The sequence below is a fragment of the Pseudomonas inefficax genome, from assembly GCF_032164165.1.
GTDB lineage: Bacteria > Pseudomonadota > Gammaproteobacteria > Pseudomonadales > Pseudomonadaceae > Aquipseudomonas > Aquipseudomonas inefficax.
On record NZ_CP134401.1, the window covers coordinates 4,928,410 to 4,941,880 of the forward strand.

At 54.9% G+C, this 13,471-nt stretch carries 8 protein-coding genes; all 8 read left to right on the forward strand.

The annotated features are described in order from the left end of the window. Positions 1–22: 22 nt before the first annotated feature. The 8 genes from tssC (at position 23) to RIN61_RS22280 (ending at position 13,460) form a co-directional block, all read left to right on the forward strand. Positions 23–1,561, forward strand: coding sequence for a type VI secretion system contractile sheath large subunit (gene tssC, locus RIN61_RS22245; RefSeq protein WP_313854135.1), 1,539 nt, complete (start codon positions 23–25; stop codon positions 1,559–1,561). Between the two features lie 23 nt (positions 1,562–1,584). Further along, positions 1,585–2,940: a type VI secretion system baseplate subunit TssK gene (gene tssK / locus RIN61_RS22250; RefSeq protein ID WP_313854137.1), complete on the forward strand. Its 1,356-nt coding sequence runs from the start codon at positions 1,585–1,587 to the stop codon at positions 2,938–2,940. Beyond that, the gene (gene tssL / locus RIN61_RS22255; protein WP_313854139.1) at positions 2,937–3,617 is read left to right on the forward strand and encodes a type VI secretion system protein TssL, short form; all 681 of its coding nucleotides are present in this window, start codon (positions 2,937–2,939) and stop codon (positions 3,615–3,617) included. Before tssK ends, tssL begins: the two co-directional genes overlap by 4 nt. A 5-nt stretch (positions 3,618–3,622) precedes the next feature. Next, positions 3,623–5,353, forward strand: coding sequence for an OmpA family protein (locus RIN61_RS22260; protein ID WP_313854141.1), 1,731 nt, complete (start codon positions 3,623–3,625; stop codon positions 5,351–5,353). A 16-nt stretch (positions 5,354–5,369) separates the two neighbouring features. Next, positions 5,370–5,861: an Hcp family type VI secretion system effector gene (locus RIN61_RS22265; RefSeq protein ID WP_207879464.1), complete on the forward strand. Its 492-nt coding sequence runs from the start codon at positions 5,370–5,372 to the stop codon at positions 5,859–5,861. A 152-nt stretch (positions 5,862–6,013) separates the two neighbouring features. Continuing rightward, positions 6,014–8,668 (forward strand): type VI secretion system ATPase TssH, encoded by a 2,655-nt coding sequence (gene tssH, locus RIN61_RS22270; protein ID WP_313854144.1) that lies wholly within the window; start codon positions 6,014–6,016, stop codon positions 8,666–8,668. 2 nt (positions 8,669–8,670) lie between these two features. Further along, positions 8,671–11,175, forward strand: a complete 2,505-nt coding sequence (locus tag RIN61_RS22275; protein ID WP_313854147.1) for a type VI secretion system Vgr family protein — start codon at positions 8,671–8,673, stop codon at positions 11,173–11,175. 17 nt (positions 11,176–11,192) lie between these two features. Beyond that, the gene (locus RIN61_RS22280) at positions 11,193–13,460 is read left to right on the forward strand and encodes a hypothetical protein (protein WP_313854149.1); all 2,268 of its coding nucleotides are present in this window, start codon (positions 11,193–11,195) and stop codon (positions 13,458–13,460) included. Positions 13,461–13,471: the final 11 nt, after the last annotated feature.

The following is a 13,471-nucleotide window of genomic DNA, read 5'->3' on the forward strand; positions in this document are numbered from 1 at the left end:
CTCGACAGACGGGAAGCTAAAAATGTCCGAAGAGCAATCTTCTGCGCAATCGCGTGGCGCCACCGTGCAGGTGGAAGAAAACCAGAGCGTCTATCACGCGCTGTTTGAAAGAATAAACCTTGAGCCGCTTGATCAGATGGGTGGCATTGAAGCGTTCCAAAGTGTCGATGCGTTGTCAGAAGCGACGGCTAATGAGCGCGTGACTGCATCGGTGAGCGTTTTTCTGGACCGGCTCAAGCAGGTCTCTCCGAAGGTGGAGAAACTGGACAGGGCTCTGCTGGATGAACACATTGCCTCAATTGATGCTCAGATCAGCAGTCAGCTGGATGCGGTCATGCATCACCCGGATTTCCAGAAGGTCGAATCCATCTGGCGCGGCGCGAAGTCATTGATTGACCAAACGGACTTCCGTCAAAACGTCCGAATTGAGCTGCTCGATATCAGTAAGGAGCATTTGGCGCAGGACTTTGAGGACGCGCCTGAGATCTCGCAAAGCGGTTTGTATCTGCATACCTATACTCAGGAATACGATACACCTGGTGGTGAGCCCATTGCGGCGGCGGTTTCGAATTACGAGTTTGGGCGAGAGCCGCAAGACATTGCATTGTTGCGGAATGTCTCGAAAGTGGCGGCTGCATCGCATATGCCATTCTTATACTCGGTTGGTCCGGAATTTTTCGGAAAGAACACCATGGAGGAAGTTGCCGCGATCAAGGATCTGGGTAGTCACATGGATAGGGCTGAGTATATTAAGTGGAACGGTTTCAGGCAAACTGACGATGCCCGGTATACGGGCGGGATGACACCGCGCACATTGGGGCGTCTTCCCTATGGGGCTGCCACGAACCCTGTGCGATCTTTCAACTATGAGGAGCGAGTCAAGGGGCCGGACCACAGCAAGTATTTGTGGATAAGTGCAACCTTCGCGTTCGCGGCCAACATGGTCAAGAGCTTCATCGCTAATGGTTGGTGCGTGCAGATTCGCGGACCACAGTCCGGTGGCGCTGTCACGAACTTGCCGATCCATTTGTACGACCTGGGGACAGGTAGTCAAGTCAAGATCCCTTCGGAAGTGATGATTCCGGAGACCCGAGAATTTGAGTTTGCCAACCTGGGCTTGATTCCACTTTCGTATTACAAAAATCGCGACTACGCGTGTTTTTTCTCGGCCAACTCAGCGCATAAGCCGGCCATCTATGACACAGCGGAAGCCACGGCAAATAGCCGTATCAATTCGCGGTTGCCCTATGTGTTCCTGCTTTCTCGCATTGCGCACTATTTGAAACTGATCCAGCGGGAGAATATCGGTACAACCAAAGACCGTCGCCTGTTGGAGTTGGAACTCAACAGGTGGGTAAGCGGTTTGGTCACCGAGATGACGGACCCAGGGGATGACTTACAGGCTTCTCACCCACTGAGGCAGGCAAAAGTGGTTGTCGAAGACATTGATGACAATCCGGGCTTCTTCAGGGTCAAGTTGTTTGCTGTGCCGCATTTCCAGGTTGAAGGTATGGACATCAATCTTTCCTTGGTTTCGCAGATGCCCAAAGCAAAATCTTGATTGCGGTTGCAGGAGTGTATGACGTGAAAATCGATCGGCCTTTATGGGCGTCCGGCGTGGTGTTGTCTGCGCAGCAATTTCAGCAGCAGGCCCGCTTTGAATCGTGGACTAATCAATGTATTGCCTCACTGGCCCTGGTTCACCCTTGGGGCATCCGTCATGTAGCGTTTGATGCAGAGGCGCTGAGGTTGGGCAAGCTGATGGCCACTCGGCTTCAGTTGTGCCTGCCAGACGGTACTTTGATTGACACCGATCGGTTGGATCGACTGCCCGGTGCCCTGGAACTCTCTCGGGTATTGCCCGGTGATATCCAGACGGCAACGGTTGTGCTCGCTTTGCCACTGGAACAGGCCAATGGTAACAACTGCCTGTTTGAGGGCAACAGCGTCGAGCGGCCAGTCAGATATCACCAGGTATGGCGTGATACCAAGGATCTGTACACCGGCGAAATGCAGTCAATCAGCGTGCTCGAACAGGCGCTGAGCTTGCGTCTGGCTGACGACGATAATGCGGACTATCTCACGTGCCCGGTGGCCCGTTTGCTGCGTGATGGCCGGGATGGGTGGGCAATTGATGATAGCTACATCCCGCCCTTGCTGAGATTTGATGCTCATGCCGGGTTGTTGCTTCAGCTCGACAACTTGCTGACCCAGCTGTCCGCCAAGCGTGAGCGGTTGATGGGGATGCGTCGGGAGAGCAACCAGCGCATGGCGGAGTTTGCTGTTGCGGATGTCACGCTGTTCTGGTTGCTCAATGCGCTGAACACGTATCAGCCAGTGCTGGCTGACCTGAAAGCGCAGCCTGGTCGGCATCCGGAACAGGTGTATCAGCAGTTGGTGAAGTTCGCAGGCGGTCTGCTCACCTTTTCCTTGGACCAGCATATCGAGGACATACCTGCCTACCAGCACGCAGATCTTGAAGCAGTCTTCCCGCCGTTGATGCGTACCCTTTCTACATTGCTGGAGGCGAGCCTGCCGTCACGTGTGCTGGCCTTGTCCCTGGAGGCACGCAGCGCAAACCGTTGGCAGGTTTCCCTGAGCGATCCACGCTTGCTTGAGCCAGAAGGTGCTGACTTCTATCTCTCGGTTCGCTGTCGGCTGCCGGCCGTTCAAGTTCAAAGCCAGTTCCCCCGGCTGTGCAAGGTCGGCTCCCCCGATGATGTGGATCATCTCGTCAATGCGGCGCTCGATGGCGTTCCTCTGAAACCTTTGAGCCATGTGCCGGCGGCAATACCGCTGCGTCTGGATAATCAGTACTTCGCACTCGACCTTAGCCATGCAAAAGGGCGTGCGATGCTGGCTGATGGGGTCTGTGCGCTCTATGTTCCGAGCGTGTTTCAGGATGTCCAGCTCGAATTGTTCGCGGTGCTTCGCTCATGAACCATGCGACCCCACAGAACGCCGCAGCCAAGGTGGATATAGACGCGCTGATGCAGGATACCTATCTGCTGGTAGTCGAGTTGCGACACGGTACCGAGGCGCACAGCAGCCCGCAGTTATGGTCGCGCTGTGTTGCTGATGTCGAGCATGTACGCGCCACGCTTCAGGAGCGTGGCCTGGATCGCCGTAGCATCGATCTGATCAGCCATGCGCAATGTGCGCTGCTGGACGAGACGGTGCTTGCTTGCGCGGAGGGTCGAGCCCATGAGGATTGGGCGATGGAGACCTTGCAGGCAAAGTTCTTCAGCAGCCACCAGGCGGGTGAGTCGCTCTACGAGGATATGCGCACTGCGCTGCGCGAAGCCTCTGTGCACCCTCATGTACTCACTGTATTTCATCGAGTCCTGATGCTTGGATTCCTGGGGCGCTACCGAGAAGTCAATCACCCGGAGCGCCAGCAGTTGTTGACTGCCATCTCTGCCGAGGTGCCGCCTCTGGTCACAAGCCAGTCGTTGGTCATCCCGTTAGGCACTGGTCCGCGGATGCCGATGTGGCATTGGTTGCGCTCTCCTCTGGTTCACATCGTGATGGCCGCTGCCCTGTTGGTAGGCGCCTGGTGGGGGCTTGATAACGCGTTAGGTGAGGCCGTGGGCTCACTCTTGCCGGTGCAGGAGTGAGCGTAATGCCGCGGATACACAAACAGGGGCTTTGCCTATGGGCCGGTGCGCTGTCCTTGTTGTTGATTGCCACGTTGCCGCTGGCTGCAGCGGTTCAAGCCATCGCGGCTCTGCTAGTCAGTGCTTTGGTGATGGTGGGTTGGCGCCGGATATCGCGTGCTGCCGGAAAACGTACACAGCTGCAGTGGAGCAGTGGTGCCAGCCTGCCTGCTGGATCGTATCGTCATCCCGTTGTTCTGGTGGTCGGCGATAGTTTGACTGAACTGTTTGAGGCCTCGTCTGCCGAGCAGTTGGTTCCACGAGTAACAGGGGAGGGGTGTTATGTGCCAGTGCCCGACCTTTCGAAGTTGCCCGCAACTGTAGCCGATCTCTTGCTGGAGCGGCCAGAGTGGGGTGGGCAGCTCAGCATCATGTGGGTCGTGACCCCCAGTGCCCATACAGACGGCGCAGTGCTTGCGAACCAGATACAAAGCTTGTGCCATCAGGTCGCGATAGTGCGCAAGCGAGGTACACCGCTGCCGCTGCTGATTGTGAGCTATTTCCACAGCGCGAGCGGGGCTTCGCCCTGGTTCAGCTGGGAGGCTGAAGAGTCGAGTGTGCGAGTACGAGAGGCGGGTGACTGCCTGAGCCTGTCCGAATGGCAGCGCAGGGGCAAAGATCCTGAGCACCAGGCTGACCGACTACGCACCACGGTGCAGTTGAACGCTGCCGTCGGTTGGCTGAACGAAGCGTGCTTGGCGGAAATGGACACAGAAAGTCCCCGTCAGCAGATCGCAACTGCGCTCACCCTTGCGGTTGCATTTGTTCCGAGGATTGAGGGGGCGCGTGACAGCAATCTTTGGCACCGCTGGCTCCAGCAGCGGACCGGCCTTTCCTACATTCGTGATGGGGCTAATCACGCAAACGCGTCGTTACCCTTTCCTGATTCACTGCTTCATTTGCTGCCCGGCAGGGCTCCGTACAGTCCGCGAAGCAGGGCTGTGGTGATTGGGGTCTGGTTGTTGGTGCTAGCGGCTTGCGTCGCATTGATCAGCTCGGCGAGGCAGAACACGCTCCTGATACGTCAGGTCACCGATGATTTGCGACGCTACAGCACCGCTTCGCTGAGCCCCGATTCGGCCAGCGTATCGCAGCGCCAGGAGGCACTGATGGTGCTTCGCCAGGATGCGCAGCGCCTGGATCACTACTACCGCCAGGGGGAGCCGTGGTCACTTGGTATCGGGCTGTATCAAGGCGAAAGATTACGTCCGTCACTGCTGGCGGCGATCAACGGCCACCGCATCCCGACCGTGCCTCAAGGCCTGCCTGACAAGCCACGCACGGTTCGCCTGGACAGCTTGTCGCTGTTCAACAGTGGCAGCGCGCAGTTGAAGCCAGAGTCGACCAAGTTCCTGGTAAATGCGTTTGCGGGCATCAAGGCCCAGCCAGGTTGGCTAATCGTGATCACGGGCCACACGGATGCGACGGGCAGTGACGAACAGAACCTGCGCTTGTCGCGAGCACGCGCCGCTGCGGTTCACGACTGGATTCAACACATGGGTGACATACCCAGCAACTGCTTCGCAGTACAAGGCTTGGGGGCGAGTGAGCCCGTAGCAAGCAATGACACGGAACAAGGACGGTCGGCCAATCGCCGAGTTGAAATTCGCCTGGTGCCGGAGGCGGGGGCTTGTCAGTCCTCGACTACGGCCTCGGGATTGCAACCCCTGTCGCACTTCGCGACGCCCAACGCTTGAAATGAGGAACTTCTAAATGGCTATTCCTGTTTACCTGTGGCTGAAAGACGATGGCGGCTCTGAAATCAAAGGCTCTGTCAATGTCAAAGATCGCGAGGGCAGTATTGAAGTGGTTGCCCAGGATCATGATCTCTATATACCGACTGATAACAACACCGGAAAGTTGACGGGGACCCGGATTCATACCGCTTTCGTATTTACCAAGGAAATCGATTCGTCCACGCCTTACCTCTATAAGGCTGTCACGACTGGGCAGACGCTGAAAGAGGCCGAATTCAAATGGTACAAAATCAATGATGCCGGGCAGGAGGTTGAGTATTTCAATACCAAGCTGGAGAACGTCAAGGTCGTAAAGGTTGCACCCAAAATGCACGATATCAAAGACCCTGCGAAGGAAAAGCACAATCACCTGGAGTTGGTCGAGCTTCGCTACGAGAAGATTATCTGGACTTACAAGGATGGCAACATCATTCACTCCGATGCGTGGAGTGAACGCGCCACCGCCTGATAGATATTGGCCAGCAGCCAATGGTGGTTGATGGTTTCCAGTGTCTTGGGTTGAGCGCCCGTGCGCGGGCGTTCAGCCAAATACACCTCAGATATTCAGACGCGCTCGCACTTGTGGCGACATGCTGATCATTGACGACAAGGATGCCCTGTATGGCACACGATCCTACACGCCTGCTTCGCCGGCTAAACGCCTATTGTACCCAGGCACTCACGGCAGCAGCTTCACTTTGCCAGGCACGTGGGCACAGTCATATCACCGTTGAACACTGGCTGTTGAAATTGTTTGAACAAGGCGAGGGCGATCTCGTGGTCATCGCCCGCCGATATGAGTGGGATATGGATGCCATCTGGCAGGGACTGCTTGACCACTTCAATACATTGCCGCGCAGCGTTCTCAGCAAACCTCAGCTGAGCGGTGAAGTGCGGCAGCTGATCACCAATGCCTGGTTGTTGGCATCGCTGGATCGTGACTGTGAGCAGTTGCGATCCGTTCACTTGCTGGGGGCGCTATTTGAAGCGCCAAACTTGCTTAAGTGTTCAGCCGCTTGGCCTGCATTGAGCATCGGTCCTATGCAATCGGAGCAAGTGAAAGCGCTGCTTGAATTCGATTCGGAAGAACGTCAATCAGAGCAGAATTCATTGTTCAAGCCAGAAGTGCCAGGAGAGTCTGAGGCTGTGGGCGGCACAGGTGGTGATTCGGCACTACTCGCCATCTTGGATCAGTTCAGCCATGACGTTACTGCCAAGGCTGCAGCAGGGCAGATCGATCCGGTCTTCGGTCGCGACGATGAGATCCGTCAGGTGATCGATGTGCTGAGCCGTCGGCGCAAGAACAACCCCATTCTGGTAGGCGATCCAGGTGTCGGCAAAACCGCGCTGGTCGAGGGGCTGGCTTTACGCATCGCCAGCGGCGATGTCCCCGATAGCCTGAAACCGGTGTGCATCCGTACGCTGGACCTGGGGTTGCTCCAGGCGGGCGCCGGGGTCAAAGGCGAGTTCGAACAACGCTTGAAGAACGTGATCGATGCAGTCCAGCGGTCAGAGACTCCGGTGCTGCTGTTCATCGATGAAGCCCACACCTTGATCGGCGCTGGCAACCAGGCTGGGGGCGCAGACGCGGCGAATCTGCTGAAGCCGGCCCTGGCGCGTGGCGAGCTGCGCACCATCGCTGCCACCACCTGGAGTGAATACAAGCAGTACTTCGAGCGCGATGCGGCGCTGGAGCGTCGCTTCCAGATGATCAAGGTCGATGAGCCAGATGATGCCAATGCCTGTGTGATGCTGCGAGGGCTCAAAGCGCGTTATGCCAGCTACCACGGCGTGCATGTTCAAGACGCTGCGGTGCAGGCGGCGGTCAGCTTGTCTCGCCGTTTTTTGACGGGGCGACGTTTACCGGACAAAGCGGTGGATCTGATTGATACCGCCTGTGCGCGGGTTCGCATGAGCTTGGACTGCGAACCTCAGGCTCTGGTCCAGCTGAAGTCGCAGAAGATGGCTTTCACCGCAGAGCGGATGGCGCTGGTAGACGACGCACAGCTTACCGGTAATTCGGATGAATCTCGCTTGGCGAAGATCACTGACCAACTGGTGCAGCTGGAGAGTCAGCAAGCCGCGTTGGAGTTGCAGTACCAACAAGAGCTCGATCTCACCCACCAGCTGCTCAATGCTCGCCAGGCCGAGCAGGTCGATACAACTGTCTGCGCTCGTCTACAAGAGCAACTCAACTACGTGCAGGGCGGTCGGCCACTGCTGTCACTCGACGTGTGCGCCCGCAGTGTGGCTGAAGTGATCGCCGACTGGACGGGCGTGCCTCTCGGCAGCTTGCTGAAGGACGAACATGCCAGCTTGTTGAACCTGGAAGATCAGTTGGCCGAGCGTGTTGTTGGTCAAGACCCCGCGCTGCTTGCACTTGCCCAACGGTTGCGCGCCGCCCGAACGGGCCTCACTGATGACAAAGCACCGATGGGCGTGTTCCTGCTGGTCGGGACCAGTGGTATCGGCAAGACAGAGACGGCCCATGCATTGGCCAGCAGCCTGTTCGGTGGTGAGAAATCGTTGATCACGCTGAACATGTCGGAGTACCAGGAGGCGCATACCGTCAGCCAACTTAAAGGTTCGCCGCCTGGGTATGTGGGCTACGGTCAGGGCGGGGTGCTCACCGAAGCCGTCCGCCAGCGCCCTTATAGCGTCGTGTTGCTGGATGAAGTCGAGAAAGCCCACCGTGATGTGCTCAACCTGTTCTATCAGGTGTTCGACCGCGGCTTCATGCGTGATGGAGAGGGAAGGGAGATCGATTTTCGCAATACGGTCATCCTCATGACGTCCAACCTCGGCAGCGACCTGTTGCAGGGTTGTGTCGAGCGGCAGCCAGATACTGAAGACGCCGCTCTTCATGAACTGTTACGGCCAGTATTGCGCGAGCACTTTCAGCCCGCACTGTTGGCGCGCTTCCAGACCTTGATCTTCCGCCCGTTGGGGGGCGATGCACTCAAACGCATAGTCGCCATCAAGCTCGATCAAGTGGCCAAACGCTTGCTGCGCCATTACGGCCTGCAATGTGAGGTTGATGACACGCTCTACGAAGCACTGGTCGCCGCCTGCCTTTTGCCCGATACCGGCGCTCGCAACATCGATAGCTTGCTGAACCAGCAGATCCTGCCGGTGCTAAGCCAACAGTTGCTGCAGCGCCAAGCCCTCGGTCAGCCAACACAAGCTGTGACGCTCGGGTACTGCGAAGACGCTGGTATCAGTTTGAGCTTTTCGGATGAACACGACCCGGCGCTGCTGGCTACCGAGAGGACCTGATCATGGCGAAGTCAATAATGGGTTCCACCCACAACCTCTATCAGTTAGAAGTTGAAGACCTCACGGCCGAACTCGATGTACTGTCATTCAAAGGCGAGGAATGGCTAAGCCAGCCATTCAAGTACACCATTGCGTTCACTTCCCAAGAGCAGGATATCGAGGCGGCGCAAATCCTCGGGAAAGATGCCAGCTTCTATCTGGGCAAGTCTGAACTGACCACTCAGCTTCCAATGCCTGACGGGGCATCACGCACAGTGCATGGCGTGATCACGGGTTTCAAGCGTGTCTCCGGCTCCCGGGATGAAGCCCGCTACCAAGTCGCACTTGAAGCGCACCTGGCATTGCTCGGACGTGGCAAGCAGTACCGGATCTATCAGCATCAGTCGGTACCGGAGATTGTTGAAAGCATCCTGCGCAGTCGCCATCAGCTGGAAGGGCAGCACTTCGTGTTCGACCTGGCGCGCGAATACCCCAAGCGTGAACAGGTCATGCAGTACGGTGAGAGCGATCTGACTTTCATCAGCCGTCTGCTGGCGGAAGTCGGCATCTGGTATCGCTTCACCCACGACGATCGGCTTTACATTGATGTGGTCGAGTTTCACGACCATCAACGGCATTACCAGTTTGGCGTCAAGTTGCCGCATCGGCCCCTGTCGGGCTTGACCAGCAATGGGCAGGACGGCGTGTGGGCGCTGCAGGTTGAGCATCAGGTAGTGGAACAGCACATCAACGTGCGGGCGTATCACCACCGGGACGCGGCTGCTTTCCTGGATGGTGAGGTTGATCACAGCCGGGGTGCCACCACTACGTACGGCGAAGGCTATCACTACGGTGAGCCCTATACCGCGCTGGGTGACGCAATTGACCAGGATGAGGACCTGCTCAGCGAAAGCGGCTACTTCTATGCACGCCTGAATCATGAGCGCTTTCTCAACGATCAGACCCGTTGTAACGGTGTCAGCAGCAGCGTGAGGCTGGCCCCAGGGCAAGTGCTGACGGTCTCTGACGGGGCGCCACAGGTCTTCGAACCTGGCGTGGTCATCACGCATTTGACCGTCGAGGCAGCTCGCGATCGGAGCCTGGAAGCCAAGTTTGACGCGATTCCCTACTCGGAGACGATAGGCTTTCGGCCAAGCTTGCTGAGCAAGCCGCAGATCGCCGGTACGGTGCCGGCGCGAGTCACCAGTACCCAAAAAAATGATCCTTACGGCCATATCGATATGGAGGGACGTTACCGGGTCAACTTCCTGTTCGACCGGGACAACTGGCGGGCAGGCGAGGAGAGTGTCTGGCTACGTCTGGCACGCCCTTATGCGGGGGACACTCATGGCCTGCACCTGCCGTTGATCTGCGGTACCGAAGTAGCGGTGGCGTTCGAACAAGGCGACCCGGACCGCCCCTACATCGCTCATGCGTTGCACGACAGTGAACATCCCGACCACGTGACGCTGCGAAACTACAAACGCAATGTGCTGCGCACCCCGGCCAACAACAAGTTCCGCCTGGACGATACGCGTGGGCAGGAGCACATCAAGCTCAGTACGGAGCACAGTGGCAAGACTCAACTAAATCTCGGGCATCTGGTCGATGCCGATCGCCGGCCTCGCGGGGAGGGCGCGGAACTGCGCACCGATGGGCATGCCGCGATCCGTGGCGGCAGTGGCATCTTCATCAGTGCTGATGCTCAGCCTCAAGCCCGAGGGACAATGCTGGAGATGGGAGCAGCGTTGGCTCAGCTCAATAACGCTCTGGCATTGGTGAACGCACTGGCACAAAGCGCAGCTGTGTCGGGAGCATTACCAGCTGATAATCAGGCCCAACAGAGCCTGCGGGAGGCATTGGCGCGGCTCAAAGATGCGGGACTCCTTGCCTCGGCACCTGCCGGGATAGCTATGGTTACACCTGCAAACATCCAACTATCGGCAGAAAACTCTATTACAGCTACGGCTGGTGATAGTGCTGACTTCAGCCTATTCAAACGTTTTAGCGTGGCCGCAGGTGAGGCAATCAGTCTGTTCGCCCAAAAGTTAGGGCTCAGATTAATTGCGGCTCGTGGCCCTGTGGACATTCAGGCACAAAGCGATGCGATGACGTTACAAGCAGACAAGGAACTTGCTTTAAATAGCAGTAATGGCGAGATCGTTCTCAATGCCCAACACGGCATCACTCTGGTTAGCAGAGGTGCCTATATCAAGATAAAAGACGGATCTGTTGAGATCGGTGCCCCGGGTGAACTGCATATCAAGAATGACAATATCGCTTGGGGAGGCACTGCCTCACTGGAGAAGGCCCTGGCACCGATGATTCTGGAAGATCCTGTTTACAGCAATCCCATGCAAGGTGGCTTTCAAGTTAGAGATAAAGTCAGTGACAAGCCAAAACCTTACGTACGGTATCGAATTGAAGCTGCCGATGGCAGCGTGCTGAGAGGCATGACAGATGGGAATGGTTATACACAGTCCCACTATGGAATTGATCTTCAAAGCATAAAGTTATTCTTTGAGTAACTTCGGAGTGATAGGAAATGGGCGGAGCGGATATCTTGGTAGCAGAGAGCAGGGTTTGCAAAAGTAAACCCGTTGTAGTGGCTCATCATCAATCGGTACAGTGTTATTTTTGTCCGGAAACCGAGGAGTTGGTTTTTATTGCTGACAGTGAGGCTGCAGAGTTTGAGGCGCATTGGAAGGAAATGCAGCAGTGCGTAAATGATTTTCATCAGGAAAAAATTAATTACTCCGTTGCAATTGAAAAATATGGAATTGCTGCAGAAACCACAGCAGCGCCTGAGGCGTCATTTAATGACGCTGTAGTGCGAGCTGAGAAAAATTTGGAGTTGAAGCGAGAAAAGTTAAAAGAAAAAATTGGTGAGTTTTCTACCCAAGACATGAAATATAATGATGTTGTGGAGCTTGTTCCTGTTAGGGGGCAGACTGCTAAAAGAAAAGCTGGTGAGAAACGAGCGCCTGTAGTTTATGTAAAAAAAGGTTACTACAGTAAAGGCAAGGATGGCAGAAAACTCCATACTGTGTCGTTGAAAAGTAGTGACAAAAAAGGCGGCGCTGAAAGTATCTTTGAGCGACGCAGTGATGGAAAAATTCGACGCATAGACGACAAGAAGCTTAAGAGGCAACTTGCCGGATTGAATTGGCCAAAAATAAAAATTGATCTGAAGGATGTTGTTAAATGGGCAGGCCTTGGTTTTGATCCTGAGGCGCTGAGTATGGATTGTTCACTTTTTGACTGGGCGGATAGCTGGAATGCTGCCGCACAAGGTGAGGCAACGTGGGGGGATCATATTGATTTTGAGGGTGGAGCACAGTTTATGCGCTTTGTTTCCAATTTCGGCGCAAATGTTGAAATTGATCCACGTAAGCAACAATTCTCCATCAAAGGAGAGGGTGGCGGCAGCTTAACTGCGGCTGCCGGCATAGCGTCCTTTTCAATTTACGCCCCGGATCGCATCGGATGGAGGCTTACAGTTAATCCCTCTGATGGGAACGAGGTCCCGTTTGACTTAGGGATGATGCGCCTAAGTTTGAACGTTCGCTTGGCCGCATTTATTGGAGCGACGCTTCAGGTGGAGGCTCAATTCCAGGTGGTCAGGAGTGGTGACCAGCAAACCGTCATGGGCCAACCTGGTCGTTTGAGACCTTTCAGTGAAAGAAAAAGCAAAGCTTACGATTTTCATCAGCAGATGAACAGTGAAGATGAAGGGATAAAACTTTCGGCAGAAGCTTTTGCGGGTGCGAGGGCGGAAGGAACACTGACGGGATCACTGCAATGGTTAAAGCCGACAGCGGCAGGGGAAACAAATGGCGGTATACTGGAGACTACTGGAGAGTACGTCGATTTTTGTAAAATAGGACCCAGCATTGCAGGGTTGGCGGGGGTGGGCGCCGGCTTAAGTTTTTATTGTACTTTTATTAATGGGAAGTTTTGTTTTAGTTTTGCAGCCTCTCTATGCAAAGGGGCGGGTGCCAAAGGTGGCTTTATTTGTGAGGTGGATGGCAATACCTTTCTGGAGTTCGGTGCTTGGTTGATTTATCAACTGAACCAAAGGGATTATGGTTTTTTTAAAGTCATGGATAAGGAAGCATTTAGTGTGTATACGAAGTATTGTGTTATGCAAATGGAGGTAGTTGAAGCTAATGTATATGAGTATTACTCACTCGTAAAAAAATCAATTGAAAACATTGCAGATGATTTCACAAAACAGGTTGGTGAATTGGCTGATGAGACGAAGAAGAGTATTGATGCTTCGAGACGACGGAATCAGTTAGCTAAAAATGTTATCACTCGACAGTTGGATCTGTTGCGCTACACACCTGAAGCTAAGGGTATATTGCTTCACCTTCTAACGCGTCATGGTAAGTGGGATAATATAGATCCAGGAAACATAGGGTTTCTCGATCGCTACGGCGAACGAAAAGAGGCGGTGCTTTGTGTGCTCAGAAGTATTCAGAGCAAGCCGGAGTGGCATAAAGTATTGTCTCGTGTCAATGCGCAAGGGAATGGCCCATCAGAGGGATACGATGAGTTGGACGCCGTCGAGCGGCATGAGCGAAGCTTGGTAGACTTTCTTGAGTTAGGGAGGGATCGAGACAGAGAATTCTATGAAATAAAATATGAGCGAAGCGAATTGGCCATAATTTATGATCGGTTGAAGGAGTTTGGTTCTTCTGGTTATGCGCTCGCTATGAATGATACAGTCTATTATAAGCTAAACGTTGGTCGTAATCCGAATTACCCGCGACGCTGCAAGTTTGGTCCTTGTAGTGCGGATATTGTCTGAGTAAATCTAAT